Annotated in this window: 17 protein-coding genes; 10 read left to right on the top strand and 7 right to left on the bottom strand. The window is 27.7% G+C overall.

Annotated features, from left to right (window positions below):
- Positions 1 to 8 precede the first annotated feature (8 nt).
- The 5 genes from pstA to mqnP all read right to left on the bottom strand — a co-directional run bounded on the left by pstA (position 9) and on the right by mqnP (position 6,102).
- Positions 9 to 1,196 (bottom strand): phosphate ABC transporter permease PstA, encoded by a 1,188-nt coding sequence (gene pstA / locus ATH_RS00400; RefSeq protein WP_066182223.1) that lies wholly within the window; start codon positions 1,194 to 1,196, stop codon positions 9 to 11.
- The gene (pstC, locus tag ATH_RS00395; RefSeq protein ID WP_066182221.1) at positions 1,193 to 2,122 is read right to left on the bottom strand and encodes a phosphate ABC transporter permease subunit PstC; all 930 of its coding nucleotides are present in this window, start codon (positions 2,120 to 2,122) and stop codon (positions 1,193 to 1,195) included. The genes pstA and pstC overlap by 4 nt, the downstream gene beginning before the upstream one ends.
- A 63-nt stretch (positions 2,123 to 2,185) precedes the next feature.
- Positions 2,186 to 3,916 (bottom strand): GGDEF domain-containing protein, encoded by a 1,731-nt coding sequence (locus ATH_RS00390; protein ID WP_066182218.1) that lies wholly within the window; start codon positions 3,914 to 3,916, stop codon positions 2,186 to 2,188.
- A gap of 49 nt (positions 3,917 to 3,965) precedes the next feature.
- Positions 3,966 to 5,018 (bottom strand): substrate-binding domain-containing protein, encoded by a 1,053-nt coding sequence (locus ATH_RS00385; protein WP_066182213.1) that lies wholly within the window; start codon positions 5,016 to 5,018, stop codon positions 3,966 to 3,968.
- A gap of 208 nt (positions 5,019 to 5,226) precedes the next feature.
- Positions 5,227 to 6,102, bottom strand: coding sequence for a menaquinone biosynthesis prenyltransferase MqnP (mqnP, locus tag ATH_RS00375; RefSeq protein WP_066182210.1), 876 nt, complete (start codon positions 6,100 to 6,102; stop codon positions 5,227 to 5,229).
- 71 nt (positions 6,103 to 6,173) lie between these two features.
- Between mqnP and ATH_RS00370 the strand changes: the two genes are divergently transcribed.
- The 8 genes from ATH_RS00370 (at position 6,174) to ATH_RS00335 (ending at position 12,412) form a co-directional block, all read left to right on the top strand.
- Entirely contained in the window at positions 6,174 to 6,383 is a 210-nt protein-coding gene (locus ATH_RS00370; protein WP_066182207.1) for a hypothetical protein, read from the top strand.
- Positions 6,376 to 7,251, top strand: a complete 876-nt coding sequence (gene miaA, locus ATH_RS00365) for a tRNA (adenosine(37)-N6)-dimethylallyltransferase MiaA (protein ID WP_066182205.1) — start codon at positions 6,376 to 6,378, stop codon at positions 7,249 to 7,251. The genes ATH_RS00370 and miaA overlap by 8 nt, the downstream gene beginning before the upstream one ends.
- 80 nt (positions 7,252 to 7,331) lie before the next feature.
- A complete protein-coding gene (gene rpmE, locus ATH_RS00360; protein WP_066182202.1) occupies positions 7,332 to 7,535 on the top strand; it encodes a 50S ribosomal protein L31 in 204 nt (67 codons plus the stop codon).
- A gap of 9 nt (positions 7,536 to 7,544) precedes the next feature.
- Positions 7,545 to 8,375, top strand: coding sequence for a 16S rRNA (cytidine(1402)-2'-O)-methyltransferase (gene rsmI / locus ATH_RS00355; protein ID WP_066390008.1), 831 nt, complete (start codon positions 7,545 to 7,547; stop codon positions 8,373 to 8,375).
- The gene (rlmB, locus tag ATH_RS00350; RefSeq protein ID WP_066390009.1) at positions 8,372 to 9,061 is read left to right on the top strand and encodes a 23S rRNA (guanosine(2251)-2'-O)-methyltransferase RlmB; all 690 of its coding nucleotides are present in this window, start codon (positions 8,372 to 8,374) and stop codon (positions 9,059 to 9,061) included. The genes rsmI and rlmB overlap by 4 nt, the downstream gene beginning before the upstream one ends.
- 12 nt (positions 9,062 to 9,073) lie before the next feature.
- On the top strand, positions 9,074 to 9,883 hold the full coding sequence (locus ATH_RS00345; RefSeq protein WP_167542992.1) for a hypothetical protein: 810 nt from the start codon (positions 9,074 to 9,076) through the stop codon (positions 9,881 to 9,883).
- A gap of 4 nt (positions 9,884 to 9,887) precedes the next feature.
- Positions 9,888 to 11,099 (top strand): LL-diaminopimelate aminotransferase, encoded by a 1,212-nt coding sequence (locus tag ATH_RS00340; protein WP_066182185.1) that lies wholly within the window; start codon positions 9,888 to 9,890, stop codon positions 11,097 to 11,099.
- A 50-nt stretch (positions 11,100 to 11,149) separates the two neighbouring features.
- A complete protein-coding gene (locus ATH_RS00335; RefSeq protein WP_066182182.1) occupies positions 11,150 to 12,412 on the top strand; it encodes a homoserine dehydrogenase in 1,263 nt (420 codons plus the stop codon).
- Between the two features lie 5 nt (positions 12,413 to 12,417).
- Here the strand turns inward: ATH_RS00335 and ATH_RS00330 are convergent, their stop codons facing one another.
- The gene (locus tag ATH_RS00330) at positions 12,418 to 13,428 is read right to left on the bottom strand and encodes an isochorismatase family protein (protein WP_228140831.1); all 1,011 of its coding nucleotides are present in this window, start codon (positions 13,426 to 13,428) and stop codon (positions 12,418 to 12,420) included.
- Positions 13,429 to 13,609: 181 nt separating this feature from the next.
- Here ATH_RS00330 and ATH_RS00325 point away from each other — a divergent pair, with 181 nt between their 5' ends.
- Complete coding sequence (locus ATH_RS00325) at positions 13,610 to 13,918, top strand: MerR family transcriptional regulator (RefSeq protein WP_066182176.1); 309 nt, start codon at positions 13,610 to 13,612, stop codon at positions 13,916 to 13,918.
- Between the two features lie 29 nt (positions 13,919 to 13,947).
- Here ATH_RS00325 and ATH_RS00320 read toward each other — a convergent pair whose 3' ends face one another.
- Positions 13,948 to 14,511: a YceI family protein gene (locus tag ATH_RS00320; protein WP_066176219.1), complete on the bottom strand. Its 564-nt coding sequence runs from the start codon at positions 14,509 to 14,511 to the stop codon at positions 13,948 to 13,950.
- 142 nt (positions 14,512 to 14,653) lie between these two features.
- Between ATH_RS00320 and ATH_RS00315 the strand changes: the two genes are divergently transcribed.
- Positions 14,654 to 15,127, top strand: a complete 474-nt coding sequence (locus ATH_RS00315) for an ankyrin repeat domain-containing protein (RefSeq protein WP_066176222.1) — start codon at positions 14,654 to 14,656, stop codon at positions 15,125 to 15,127.

Genomic DNA, 15,127 nt, shown 5'->3' with positions numbered 1-15,127 from the left:
TTTCCCTTTTACCATTTTACTTCAAGTTTTTTTCTAAGATAAATTGCAACTGCATTTAGTGATATTAAGATTGATAACAATACTAAAATACCAGCTGCTGTTTTTTCTATATACATTCCTTCAGGCATTCCTGCCCAAGTAAAGATTTGTGCTGGCATAACTGTTGCTGCACTTGTAACCATAGCTGGTGCATCTGGAATAAATGCAATCATTCCTATAATAATCAAAGGTGCAGTTTCTCCCATAGCTTGTGCTAAACCAATAATTGATCCTGTCATAATTCCTGGAAATGCTAAAGGCAAAACATGATCTTTTGTTACTTGAATTTTATTTAAACCCAATCCATATCCAGCTTGTCTAATACTATCTGGGACAGCTCTTAAAGCAGCTCTTGAACTTACAATAATAATTGGTAAAGTCATAAGTGCTAATGTTAATCCACCAACCAAAGGAGAACTTCTTGGCATTCCAAATAAATTTATAAATATTGCAAGTCCTAAAAGTCCAAATAAAATAGATGGAATAGCTGCAAGATTATTTATATTTATTTCAATAAGTCTTGTAAATTTATTATCTCCTGCAAACTCTTCAAGATAGATTGCTGTCATAACTCCAATTGGAAATGCAATAATCATAGTTATAAATAGAGTCAAAATAGATCCTATAATACTTGATAAGAATCCTGCATTTTCAGGTATCTTTGAATCTCCATTTGTAAAGAAAATAGTATTAAACTTATTTTTTACTAAAGATTTTGCTTTTAACTCTTCAACAAGTAAAATCTCTTTTTCTTTTAAATTATTATTATGTTTTTTTAAATATTGATCAACTTGATGATTTGCTAAAATCCATAAATTCTGAGTCGTATTCATATATTCTGGATTCTCTTTTATCATTTTAGGAAGATCTCTTAAAGCAGCTCTTGAAACAATTGTTCTAAAATCTCTTTCTACTGCAAATCTTGTATCATCTAAAGATTTCTCATTAAATGTAATATCAACTTTTACATAAGCTACATTAAATGCTGGAATAGCTTTTGTAAGCATATCAAAAAGGAAAAATGCCAAAAAAGCTATTGAAAAGATTAAAGAAGTAAAAGTAAACTTCTTAAATCTTTTAGAACTAGCATGTCTTCTTTTTAGACTTGGATCATAAAATATATTTTGTTTTTTGTTTTTCTTTTTTAGTTTTATCATAATGTATTCACTTTATATTTTTCTTTAAATTTTCTAATTAAAGATAATGAGATCATATTTAAAATCAATGTAACAATAAATAGTGCAAGTCCAAGTGCAAATGCGCTTAAAGTTTCTGGTGAATTAAACTCAAAATCTCCAACTAAAGAGTTTACAATCGTAACTGTAACTGTTGTCATATCTTCAAGAGGATTTATAGATAAATTTGGTCTTAATCCAGCTGCCATAACAACAATCATTGTTTCTCCTAAAGCTCTTGAAAGTGCTAAAAGAAATGCTGAAATAATTCCTGGTAATGCTGATGGGATAACTATATTTCTAATAGTTTCAGCTTGTGTCATACCTAAAGCAAATGCAGCTTTTCTTTGAGAATCTGGTACTGCTTTTATAACATCATCTGAAAGTGAAGATATAAGTGGAATAATCATAATTCCCATAACAACTCCAGATGCAAGTGCTGAATTAAATGTTGCTTCAAGACCAAAAAAGTTTGCTGCTTTTACAACCAAAGGTGCAACTGTAATTGCTGCAAAAAATCCATAAACAACAGTTGGAATACCTGCAAGGATTTCAAGCATAGGTTTTAAATAATCCCTTAATCTTGGACTTGCATATTCACTCATATATATAGCACTTCCCAATCCAATAGGAATAGCAACTGCTAAAGCAATAACTGTGATTACAAATGTTCCAGCAAATATTGGCAATGCTCCAAACTGGCTATTTGCTGTACCTGGTGACCATGTTGTTCCAGTTAGAAAATACCAGAAGCTTCTTAATTTGAAGAACTCTATTGCTTCAAACAAAATTGAGAATAAAATTCCAAAAGTTGTTAAGATTGAGATTGTAGCTGCAAAAATCAATATTGCTTTTATAAGCTTTTCACTGAGTTCTCTTTGTTTTTTTTGTGTATCAAAGATATTCAATACTTTACCTTTATTTTTTATTTTTAAAAGTCTATTAAGTATTGATTACAATATGATTACAGATTAAAGCTCTATAAAAATAGGATTTCGTGAGCCTTTTGATTGAGTTTTCACTATGTTTAGCATGTGATCTAATTTATCAATATTTGATTTTGGATTTATCTCTATTATTGCTGAAGACACTGTTAATAAATCAAATTTTCTTATAGTTCCAAATCTATCTTTTGAAACAATATGTGATTTTTCTTTATCCTCTTTTGAGTATAAGTTTCTTGCACTATTTTCAAATTCATCTTGTACAAGTGATGTTAATTCAATAATATCATTCGATAAACTATTTTTAATTCCAACAAAAAAATCATCTCCACCAATATGAGCAATAAAAGCATTTTTCTGATATCTTTTTTGTAAAAGTTCTGCAAACATTAATATTGCTCTATCTCCTTGCCTAAATCCATAAATGTCATTAAAAGGCTTAAAATCATTAAAATCAAAATATATTATGCAAGTATTTATTTTGAAATTTTCTTTAAATGCTTCATTTATATATTTCTCTATTTGATTATTTCCTGGCAATTTTGTTAAGGGATTTTGATTTGCTGCTATCTCAATATTTCTTCTATATGATAAGGTTAAAAGAGAATTTAAATTTATAAACCCTTTATACTTATCTGATGAAGTTATAAAAATACCCAAAGAGCTACTTATATTTTGATTATACATCTCTAATATTTTATCAACTCCCCAAGTTACTTCAACACTCAAAGCTGGTTTAATATATTTTAATAATGTAGATGAATATGTCTTATTCTGTGCCAAAGACAATCCATATTGTGAGTAAGATATTTTTTTAATATCACTTTCATAAATAACTCCTAAGAAATATCCAAATTCATCAACTATTGGTACAAAATTATGTTCTGTATTTCTTTTAAAATGCAAAAATAGATCATAGAGTGAAGTATGCACATTTAGTGGATAAATCTCTTCTATAAACTCATCATTTATAAAATTCTTACTATTATCTCTTTTATCACACTCTATTAATTTTACAATATGTTCATAAGTTTTTTCTATCTCTTTTATATCTTTAGTTGGTTTTTGAACTAAATAACCTTGAATATAATCAGCTCCAATCTCTTTACAAGTATAAAACTCTTGTTCTGTTTCTATTCCTTCAGCTACAACTAATATTCCCATAATATGAGCCATATCTATTATTGAAGAACAAAAAAGTCTTTTTTTTGCATCTTGATCAATATTTGATATAAAAAATCTATCAAGTTTTATAACATTTGCTTCACTAAAGTATAGAAGTTTTAATCCAGAAACCCCTATTCCAAAATCATCTATTGCAATTTTATAACCACTTTCTTTGTATCTTTGAAGCATTGAAGAAAGAGCATTTTGTTCAATAGCTGTACCTTTTTCACTAAGTTCAAAAACTACCGTATCCTTACTTAAATTATATTTTTCTAAAATTTTCTCAGTATTTCCCTGAGAGTAATTTTTATTATATATTATTCTATTATCTAAATTGTAAAAAAGCTTTAGATTTTTTTGTTCTAGTTTTGCAAACTTATTTATAGCTTTTTCTCTTAGTTTTAAATCTAATTCATATAAATATTCATCACTAAAAGCTAAATCAAAAAGTTCATCAATAGTTCCAATTCCTGGGATATCTTGTACATTTCTTAGAAGTGCTTCAACAGCACAAATTTTACCTGTGTGAGAGTATATTATTGGTTGAAAAGCATAATCAAGCTTCTCAATAATTTCATTCCAATTACGCATTTTTTTCCTATATTCTAAAAAGAGGGAGGGCTCCTCTTTTTATCTATTTTTAGTGTAGATCACTTGCTTTTAATTTTGTACTATTTAAAACAATATTTCTAGCTTTTGTTCTTGTATCTTTTGCTAAAGGAATAAGTCCGATTTCTGTTAAAATTCCTTCTTCTCCAATCATTTTCTCACTCATAAATAGTTTTGTAAACTCTTTTAAAGATGAATTTGATTTTTGGTGGTCATTTTTAATATAAAAATACATTGATCTTGCAACTGGATACTTACCACTTGAAATAGCATCAACTGTTGGTAAAACATTATCAATACTTAATCCAACAACTTTATCTTTGTTCTCAATTAAAAATGAGTAACCAAAGATTCCAACTGCTGCTTCATTTTTTGTTAATCTTTGAACAATTAAGTTATCATTCTCTCCTGATTCAACATAAGCACCATCTGTTCTAATTTCACTATATTTTTTATATTTTTTATTTGCTTTTTCATCTTTTTTATACATATCTGTATAAGCTGAAACTTTTTTTAATGCACTTTGTAAAATCATCTCTTCAAAAGAGTCTCTTGTTCCTGATGATTTTGGTGGTCCATAAACAATAATCTCTCTATTTGGTAAACTTGCATCAATATCTGACCATTTTTTATATGGATTAGCAATTAAAGATTTTCCATCTTTTGAAGGAACTTCTTTTGCTAATGCAAGTGCTAATTGAGTTTTTGTTAGATTAAAGCTTTTTACATTTGAACTTTGAGCAACTGCAATTCCATCAAATCCAATTAAAGCTTCACTAATATTTGTAACACCATTTGAGTTACAAACTTCAAATTCACTCTTCTTCATTTGTCTTGAAGCATTTGCAATACTTGGAGTATTTTTATCTGCACCTGCACAAAATAACTTTATTCCTCCACCACTTCCATTTGATTCAACAACTGGAGTTGAGAATTTTGTAGTAGCACCAAACTCCTCAGCAACTAAAGATGAAAAAGGATAAACAGTTGAAGAACCAACTATTTTTAACTGCTCATTTGCAACTGCACTTGTAGCTAAAGCTGATGATAGAGCAAGAGCCAAAGATATATTTTTTAAATTCATTTTTTCTTCCTATTATTTAGATAATGAAAGTTTAAAAAGTCTTGGTTACAAAATGATTACTTAATTAAAATAATTTTTAAAATAGAGTTTTTTGACCCAGTAGGAGTCGAACCCACAACCTACCGGGTCGAAACCTGTCATTCTATCCAGTTGAACTATGGACGCACCTAAAAATTAGATTGAGATTCTATCTGTTTTTTACTTAAAATTATAAAATTGTACAATCTAAAAGAACTAAAATAAAAAATATTATTCCTAAATATCCATTTACAGTAAAAAAAGCTCTATCTATTTTTTTGAAATCTTTGCTTACTAAATAGTGTTCATAAGAGAGCATTAAAGCAGATACTAATACAGCAAAATATGCAAAATATGAACCATTTGAATAAATTACAAATAAAAGCCAAAAAAGAACTGTGATAAAGTGAAATATTTTCGAAAAAAGCATTGTTTTTTCTGCACCAAATCTTGATGGAATAGAGTGAAGTCCTAACTCTTTATCTACATCTATATCTTGCAAAGAATACAACAAATCAAAACCAGCAACCCAAAAAACAACTCCTATACTAAGCAAAATAACCCAAAAAGGAATAGTTTCACTAACAGCAACAACTCCTGCAATTGGTGCTAAAGCCAAAGAGAATCCTAATATAATATGAGCAAGATATGAAAATCTTTTAAAATATGAATAAGAAGCCAAAATTACAAGAATAGGGAAAGATAAAACAAGTGCCAAAAGATTTATAAAATATGCAACTAATATAAATGCTATTCCATTTGAAATTACAAAAACAAGCATTGCTTTTGGACTAACTCTTCCATCAACATTTGGTCTGTTTGAAGTTCTTGGATTTAAAGCATCAATATCTCTATCCATATATCGATTAAATCCCATAGCAAAATTTCTTGCTGTAACAGCTGCTAAAATCCCTAAAAATAGAAGTTCAGTACCAAACCAAGCAGTTCCATTTAGTTCTTTTGATGCAACAATCATCGCAATAAATATAAAAGGAAATGCAAAAACAGAGTGAGTAAACACAACCAACTCACTAAAATCTTTTATTTTTTGTATTAGTTTTTTCATGGCGTGAAGTTTATCAAATAATGATTAAATTAATGCTTTTTAGTTATAATCCATGAAAAAGGAAGCTTCTTATGTTAAATATTTTTCTTAAAAACTCTATAATAATTTTTATTTTAGCTATTTTATTCACTGCTTGTGCTACAAAAATTGAAAAAGACCAAGAAGAATTAAATAAGAAGAATAAAACAGAATTAATTGAACTTCTCATAAAAAAAGAGCTAGAAATAAATAGACTTACTCTTGAAATAGAAAATTATAAAGAGCAAAACATAGATGATTGAAGCAGCGATTATAGGAACAACCGCATCTGGAAAAACTGCACTATCTCTTGATATTGCAAATAAAACAAACTCTATAATTTTATCTTTGGACTCTCTTTGTGTATATAAAGAGATAGACATTGCAAGTGCAAAACCAACAAAAGAAGAAAGAGGAGATATTATTCATTTTGGAATAGATGAAGTTTTTCCAAATGAAAATTTTGATGTTATAGAGTTTCTAAATCTTTATAAAAAAACAAAAAGATTTGCAGAAGAAAATAATAAAAACTTAATAATAGTTGGTGGAACTGGGTTTTATTTGAAAGCTTTAAAAGATGGTTTAAGTGATGGCTTAGATAAGAAAATTGAACTAGATATCCCTTTAGAACTTGCATATAATCTCTTATTTTCTTTAGATGAAAACTATATGAAAAAAATTGAATCAAATGATAGATATAGAGTAGAAAAAGCTTACTCAATTTATAAACAAACAAAACTCACTCCATCACAATATTTCATAGAAAATCCTAAAAAAGCTCTAGCTCCAAATCTAAAAATATTTGAGATACAAAGAGATAAAGAAGAGTTAGTTAAAAGAGTAATTTTAAGAACAAAACAGATGTTAAAAGATGGTTTAATAGATGAAACAATTTTCCTAGAAAAGAGATATACAAGAGCTCCAAACTCTATGAAGAGTATTGGAATAATTGAAGTTTTAGAGTATTTAGATGGAAAAATAGATAAAAAACAATTGGAAGAAAAAATCATTTTAAATACTATGAAATTAGCAAAAAGACAAAATACTTTTTCAAATGGTCAATTTAAAGATAAAAAACAGAGTATAATTTCTAGCTTAAATTCAGAGATTGTTAAGTATTTTAAGATATAATCGCAAGTTCAAAAGTTTGATAAAGGACTTGCAAAGACTCGCTCTTTTATCATTCGCTTATTTTAAAAAAGGAAAATGGAATGAAAAAAGATATTCATCCAGATTACAAACTATGCCAAGTATCTTGTGCTTGTGGAAATAGCTTTGAGACAAAATCAAATGTTGAAGCAATGAGAATTGACATTTGTTCTGCTTGTCACCCATTCTTCACAGGAGAGCAAAAAATTGTTGATGCTGCTGGAAGAGTTGAGAAATTTAAAGCTAAATATAATATGGCAAAATAATACAACATTATGTTGTGCTTAGTTCCAACTCCAATAGGAAATCTTGAAGATATTTCTCAAAGATCTTTAAATATCTTATTGGAAGCGGAACTAATTTTTTGTGAAGATACAAGAGTAACAAAAAAACTTCTAAATCTCTTAGCAGATAAATATAAACTTGACTTTTCATCAACTTTAAGCAAAGAATTCAAATCTTTTCATTCTCACAATGAAGAAGAGGTTTTAAAAAACTTATCAAAAGATATTTTTACTAAAAATGTTGTTTATTGTAGTGATGCTGGAATGCCTTGTGTTAGTGACCCTGGTGCATCTTTGGTTGATTGGTGTATAAAAAATAGTGTTCCTTATGATGTTTTACCTGGAGCAAATGCGATATTAACTGCTTATGCAATGAGCGGATTTTCAAGTACAGAGTTCACTTTTTTTGGCTTTTTAGACCATAAAGGTGCAAGTAGAGCTTCAAAACTTGATGAAGTTTTAAATAGTAACAGAGTTTCAATTCTTTATGAATCACCTCATAGAATTTTAAAACTTTTTGAAGAACTAAATAAAAAAGAGCCAAATAGAACAATATTTTTAGTAAAAGAGATAAGCAAGGTTTATCAAACTTCTTATAAAGATAGTTCTAAAAATTTATATGAAAAGTTAAAAAACCTTGAAATAAAAGGTGAATGGGTTGTTGTTGTTGAAGCAAAAGAGAAAATTGGTTTCAACTTAGAATTAGATGATATTTTACCACTTGATATAGCTCCAAAAGTAAAAGCAAAGTTAATTTCAAAGCTTACAGGAGAATCTATAAAAGAGGTTTATCAAAAATTATTGGATAAAATCACAAAATGATAGTATATGGAAAACAAATAGTACTTTATGTATTAGAAAAGCACCCTGAATTAGTAGAAGAGGTATTTTTATCGAAAGAAATTGATAAAAAACTATTTACTCAATTTGCAAGATTAAATAAAAAAATACATAAAGTTGATAACCAAAAAGCTCAAGCTTTAGCAAAAGGTGGAAATCATCAAGGGCTTATTTTAAAGCTTAGTGATTATAGTTATACAGCAATAAAAGATTTAAAAAATATGAATTTTATTGTTGTTTTAGATGGTTTAACTGATGTTGGAAATATTGGTGCAATTGCTAGAACTTGTTACTCTTTAGGAATTGATGGTTTAATTGCAGCTGATATAAAAACTGTAAATAACTCTGGAACAATAAGAACAAGTGCTGGAGCGCTTCTTGATTTACCATTTGCAATTCATCCAAAAAGTGTTGATTTAGCAAGTGAGTTAAAAGATGCTGGTTTTGCACTTATTGGTGCAACAATGGATGGAACCGATTTAAAAAAATATGGGAAAATAGAGAAAACAGATAAAGTTGCTCTTTTTTTAGGAAATGAGGGTGAAGGAATTAGCCCAAAAGTTACAAAAAAACTTGATTTAAAAGTATCTATTAAAATGGAAAAAAAGTTTGATTCTTTAAATGTTTCAGCTGCTGCAGCTATTTTAATATATAATTTAAAAAAATAAAAAGGATTTGATTTGAAAAAACTACTCTTAATATTATTAATGATTTTATCTATAAAAGCAGAAGATATCAATCAAGCAGTTTACAATATTATTGGTAGTGAAGATTATAATACTCATTCAAATCTAATAAAACATATTTTTAAAGACCAAAATAGTTTTTATAGTGAAGATAGTCTTGATTATACAAAACTATTAGCAAAACTTGAAGAGAATAAATTATTAAAACTAAACTACGATTCTACAAAAACAATTGATGTAGTCTTTATATTTAATAGTAGTCCAAAAAAATCTTTTAAAAATATTAATGATATTTTAAAAGCTATTGGTTACCAAAATTTTATAAGTTCTAAACAAACAGTAAAAGATGAAAAACTTTTTTGGAGTATAAAACTAACATCTGCAGCCGCCATAAACCCTCTTAGATTGTCTTCAGAACTAAATAGTATAAATTGCAAAGTTTTGAATATAAAAAAAGAGGGAGAAGATAAATGGAGTTATTTAATTGATTCAAGTAACTCATCCTTGTATAAAGTAGAAGATTTAGTAACACAAAGTTCTTTATCACTTAGAAAACCTACAAGACCATACTATATTGAACTTGCAAATTCAAAAGAGATAACAATTGAATCAAAAGCAGGTACAGTTTGGCATCCTAATGTAGTCTTTTATGATAGTGAATTAAATGTTGTAAAAGTTGTTAAAAAAGAAAAAAGTGTAGAAAATATTAAAATTAGTGTTCCTAGTGAGACTAGATTTGTAAAAATTGATGATTTTTTCGCTTTAACTAATATAAAAAATGGATTAAATATTACTAAGGAGTAATAAAATGTTTGATGAGATAGAATTTGAAAGAATGAAAAGACTTCCAAATTATGTATTTGCTGAAGTAAATGCTATAAAAATGGAAGCTAGACGTGCTGGTATTGATGTTATAGATTTTTCCATGGGAAATCCTGATGGACCGACACCAAAACATATTGTTGATAAATTAAAAGAAGCTGCAACAAAACCTAAAAACTATGGATATAGTGCTAGTATTGGTATTTATAAACTAAGAGTTGCTATTTGTAATTGGTACAAAAGAAAATATGGTGTTGATTTTTTAGATCCAGATAAACATGCTTGTGCAACAATGGGCTCAAAAGAAGGATATGTTCATTTAGTTCAAGCAATTGTAAATGTTGGAGATGTTGCTGTTGTTCCAGATCCTACTTATCCAATTCACTCATATGCTTTTATGTTAAATGGTGCTGCTGTTCATAAATTTGAATTAGTTTTTGATAATGAATTTAAAGTAGATGAAGATCTATTTTTTAAAAATTTACAAAAAACGATAGATGAATCTATTCCAAAAGTGAAATATGTAGTTGTAAACTTTCCACATAATCCATCTTGTGCGACAATCACACCTGAATTTTATACAAAACTTGTAGCAATGGCTAAAAAAGAGAGATTTTATATTATCTCTGACATTGCTTATGCTGATATAACTTTTGATGGATACAAAACTCCTTCAATCTTTCAAGCTGAAGGTGCTTTAGATGTTGCTGTTGAGTGCTTTACTTTAAGTAAATCATATAATATGGCTGGGTGGAGAGTTGGATTTATTGTTGGAAATGAAAAGCTTGTAGGTGCTTTAAAAAGAATTAAATCTTGGCTTGATTATGGAATGTTTGCTCCTATTCAAATTGCTGCTACTGTTGCACTTGATGGTCCACAAGATTGTGTTGATGATATTGTAGAAAAGTATAAAACAAGAAGAGATGTTATGCTTCAAGCTTTTGAAGAAGCTGGATGGAAAATGGATAAACCAAATGCTTCAATGTTTATTTGGGCAAAAATCCCTGAAAAAGCACAACACTTAGGAAGTTTAGAGTTTTCAAAACAACTTCTAAGAGAAGCTCAAGTTGCAGTAAGTCCTGGAATTGGTTTTGGACATTATGGTGATAAATATGTAAGAATTGCTCTAATTGAGAATGAAAAGAGAATTAGACAAGCTGCTAAAAATGTTAAAAGATATTTAAAATCATTAGAGTAGAAAGAATATTAGGTTCCTTTTAAACTGGAACCATTTAAAAGGAAATTAATATGCTTAAAGTTGGAATTATTGGAGTTGGTACAGTTGGAACAAGTGTTGCAAATATTTTAAGAGATAATAAAAATATTATTACAGCACGAGCAGGTATTGAGATTGTTCCAACTATTGGAGTAGTTTCAAATTTAAATAAAAAAAGAGATGTTGAGATAAAACTTACAAATAATATTGATGAAGTTTTAGACGATCCAAGTATTGATATTATTGTTGAGCTTATGGGTGGAATTGAAGAGCCATATAAAATTGTAAAAAAAGCTTTAGAAAATGGCAAAGCAGTTGTTACAGCAAATAAAGCTCTTCTTGCTTATCATAGATATGAACTTCAAGAATTAGCTGGTGACTCACCATTTGAATTTGAAGCAGCAGTTGCAGGTGGAATTCCTATAATTAATGCTTTAAGAGATGGTTTAAGTGCAAATAATATCAAATCTATTCAAGGTATTATGAATGGAACTTGTAACTTTATGCTTACTAAAATGATAAATGAAGGTGCAAGTTATGATGAAATTCTAAAAGAAGCTCAAGAGTTAGGTTATGCAGAAGCAAATCCTACTTTTGATGTTGGTGGCTTTGATACTGCTCATAAACTTTTAATTTTGGGTTCAATTGCTTATGGAATTGATGTAAAACCAGAAGATATTTTAATTGAAGGTATTCAAAATATAAAACAGACAGATATTGAGTTTGCAAAAGAGTTTGAATACAATATAAAACTTTTAGGAATTGCAAAAAAAGTAGATAATCAAATAGAACTTAGAGTTCATCCTGTTTTAATTCCACTTGATAAAATGATAGCAAAAGTAGATGGAGTTATGAATGGTGTTTCTGTAGTTGGTGATAAAGTTGGAGAAACTATGTATTATGGTGCTGGAGCTGGTGGAAATGCAACAGCTAGTGCCGTTATTGCAAATATAATTGATATTGCAAGAAAAGGTAAAGGCTCTCCTATGCTTGGTTTTGAAAAACAAATTGGTATTCAACCAACTTTAATGCCAAAAGATGAAATCAAAACAAAATATTATTTAAGGCTTGAAGTTGCTGATAAATCAGGTACTTTAGCAAAAGTAGCAAAAATATTTGGAGATAATGATATCTCAATAGAAAATATGATGCAGAAATCGAAAAAAGAGCAAAAAGCAAATTTACTTCTTACAACACATATTTGTATAGAAAAAGATATTTTAAAAGCTATAAATGAGCTTGAAAACTCAGGTGTAGTTCTTAAGAAACCAGCTATGATAAGAATAGAAGATTAATTCTTCTACTCTTTTTTATACAAATACTCCAAAAATGCAGTATCTTTAAAAAACTTATATTTTTTTATCAAGCTATTTTCAATATCTATAAAAGCCATAAAATCTGTTTCATAAATCTCTTTGTTTTTTAATATCTCATATTTTAAGTAACCTTTTACAAATACACTATTTTCATTTTCTGCAATACTTTCAATCCTAAAATCTAAAGTTTTATAATATTCATTTAAATGAGTAAAGAACTCTAATAACTCTTTCTTATTTCTATATTTTCCATATAATTCAGGAAAAGTAGGGCTAGTTTCTTTTACAGCTAAATACTCTATATCTTCATCTATAAAACTTAAAGCATTTTGTATATTTCTTTCTCCCAAAGCTTTATAAAAACCTTTTACAATCTCTTTTTTATCTATATTCACTTTAGAAGTTAAGAACTCTTTTGTAGAGATATTAAGCCCAAAATGGTGAACAATATTTTTTATAAAAAACTCTTTCTCTTCCTTTGTAAAACTACTTGTAGCATCATCTATTACAATAGCGTTATATCCTTTATCATGTGCTTCTCTAAAAGTTGATTCTACACAAACATTCGTAGCAAAACCTGTCATATATAAAGTTTTTATTCCATTATTCTTTAAAATTGCATCCAAATTTGATCCAGCAAATCCACTAGCACCTAATCTTCCACTTACTACAAAATCTTCTTCTTTTGGTAAAAAATCTTTATGAAAATCTTTGTTTTTATCCTGCCAAGTCTTAACTTGAGGTATAACTGCTCTTAAACCATATTTTGCATCATTTCCAAACTCTTTGTAATCATCACTTAAAACCAAAGGTATATGAATTATTTTCATACCTATATTTCTTGCATACTCTAAAGCTTCTTTAGAATTTTTTATAGAAGCTTCAAACTGTTTCTTATCTTTCATAAAACCATATAATTTAGATTTTTTATCTAACCACTCATTTTGATACTCTATTAATAATAGAGCTGAACTTTTTGTATCTATTTCTTGCATTTTATTCTCCTTTGAATATAAATTTATCACCATTAATAGTGTTAGCATAAACATTTTTATCATCTTATTTTCCTTTTTTGTAGATTAGTTACAATAATTGCTAGAGAATTATCAAATAATCTTCCTTAATTGTAGATTAATTACAAAATATGTACAATATAATACAAATTAAGGAGATAAAATGTTTGAAGATCTATTTGACCCAAATTTAGTATCAAAACTACTTGTAACTATTGGTGATGTTTCAGAAGTTACAAAGATTCCACAAAGAAAACTTAGATATTGGGAAGATAAGGGAATTATTCAATCTTCTTCAAAAGAAGATGGAACAACAAGAAAATATGATTATTTAAATATTAAGAAAATAATTTTAATTAAAGAGTTATTAGATGAAGGTTTTACACTTGATGCTTCAGTTAAAAAAGTAGAAGAAAGAGTAGAAAAGCTACAAAATGCTTTTAATAAATTAAAAGAAAAGAACGATAACTAAGGCTTTTGCCTTAGTTTATTATCTTGGAACTACTTTCTATCTGCTTCAATATCAATTTTTATTTTTACTTCATCACCAACAGCAACTCCACCAAGTTCAATAGCTTTGTTCCATTTTAAACCAAAATCAGATCTTTTGATTTTTCCTTCAAGTGCAAATCCAATTTTATTTCCATGGATATTTATATCATCAACTTCAAGAGTAATATTTTTTGTAACTCCTCTTAAAGTAAGTTTACCCTCCATTTTTCCATCATCTCCATCTGCTTTATATGAAGTCATCTCAAAACTCATCTCTGGATATGTTGAAGCTGAAAAGAAATCATCACTTTTTAAATGATCATCTCTATCTTTTATTCCTGTATCAATTGATAATGTATCAATTTTAGCTTTTAAATTTTTAAAAGTCTTTGTCTTTTCATCAATTTCAAAATTTGAGTTATATGATGTAAATTTACCATTAACATTTGTAACCATCATATGTTTTACACTAAATCCAACATTTGAATGAACAGTATCTACTTTATATTCAGCTGCTGTAAGAACTGATGTTGCAACAGCAGAAACAACCATTAGTTTTAATAATCTACTCATTTTATACCTCTTTTTTATTAGATAATAAGATTTTATCCCTAAATAATTAACAGTTTTCATACTTTTGTTAATAAGGTTTAAATTTATTTTAATCTTAAATATATTATGATACTTATTATCAATATCTAGTAGGAGATTTATTATGTGTAGCAATATTTTATTAAATAGCAAATTAAATGAGACAATTAGTCCAAGTGAGTTTTTAAATCTAGTAATTTCAAAAAGTACAAACAAAATTATCACTCTTCTGATTTTAGGAAGAGTAAATATAAATGTAAGAGATTGCAGTGGGAAAAATGCTCTTTATTGGGCTATGATAAATGAAGATTACGAGCTTATAAAAGCTCTTATAAAATACAAGATAGATTTAAAAGTAAGCAAAAATCTAAATGCTCTAAACTTTGCTGTTTATTTAGATAATCCAAAACTTCTGAAAACTCTTTGTGATTGTGGTTTAGATATAGATTGTTATGATGAGATAAATTCAACTCCTTTGATTTATGCAATTTTATATAATAAAAAGAGAGCTATTAATTTCTTAATTCTAAAAGGTGCTAATCAAGAACATGAAGATTTTATGGGGAATTGTCCTAAGAACTTATTAAAAAGAGCATAA

The organism is Aliarcobacter thereius LMG 24486 (assembly GCF_004214815.1).
GTDB lineage: Bacteria > Campylobacterota > Campylobacteria > Campylobacterales > Arcobacteraceae > Aliarcobacter > Aliarcobacter thereius.
Note: the sequence above shows the minus strand (reverse complement) of the source record. Positions and strands in the feature narration are given on the sequence as shown.

Bases quoted from the DNA above. Each gene is read 5' to 3' on its own strand.
- pstA (WP_066182223.1), bottom strand. From the start codon at position 1,196: ATGATAAAACTAAAAAAGAAAAACAAAAAACAAAATATATTTTATGAT.
- ATH_RS00390 (WP_066182218.1), bottom strand. From the start codon at position 3,916: ATGCGTAATTGGAATGAAATTATTGAGAAGCTTGATTATGCTTTTCAA.
- ATH_RS00385 (WP_066182213.1), bottom strand. From the start codon at position 5,018: ATGAATTTAAAAAATATATCTTTGGCTCTTGCTCTATCATCAGCTTTA.
- mqnP (WP_066182210.1), bottom strand. From the start codon at position 6,102: ATGAAAAAACTAATACAAAAAATAAAAGATTTTAGTGAGTTGGTTGTG.
- ATH_RS00370 (WP_066182207.1), top strand. From the start codon at position 6,174: ATGTTAAATATTTTTCTTAAAAACTCTATAATAATTTTTATTTTAGCT.
- miaA (WP_066182205.1), top strand. From the start codon at position 6,376: ATGATTGAAGCAGCGATTATAGGAACAACCGCATCTGGAAAAACTGCA.
- rpmE (WP_066182202.1), top strand. From the start codon at position 7,332: ATGAAAAAAGATATTCATCCAGATTACAAACTATGCCAAGTATCTTGT.
- rsmI (WP_066390008.1), top strand. From the start codon at position 7,545: ATGTTGTGCTTAGTTCCAACTCCAATAGGAAATCTTGAAGATATTTCT.
- rlmB (WP_066390009.1), top strand. From the start codon at position 8,372: ATGATAGTATATGGAAAACAAATAGTACTTTATGTATTAGAAAAGCAC.
- ATH_RS00340 (WP_066182185.1), top strand. From the start codon at position 9,888: ATGTTTGATGAGATAGAATTTGAAAGAATGAAAAGACTTCCAAATTAT.
- ATH_RS00335 (WP_066182182.1), top strand. From the start codon at position 11,150: ATGCTTAAAGTTGGAATTATTGGAGTTGGTACAGTTGGAACAAGTGTT.
- ATH_RS00330 (WP_228140831.1), bottom strand. From the start codon at position 13,428: ATGCAAGAAATAGATACAAAAAGTTCAGCTCTATTATTAATAGAGTAT.
- ATH_RS00325 (WP_066182176.1), top strand. From the start codon at position 13,610: ATGTTTGAAGATCTATTTGACCCAAATTTAGTATCAAAACTACTTGTA.
- ATH_RS00320 (WP_066176219.1), bottom strand. From the start codon at position 14,511: ATGAGTAGATTATTAAAACTAATGGTTGTTTCTGCTGTTGCAACATCA.
- ATH_RS00315 (WP_066176222.1), top strand. From the start codon at position 14,654: ATGTGTAGCAATATTTTATTAAATAGCAAATTAAATGAGACAATTAGT.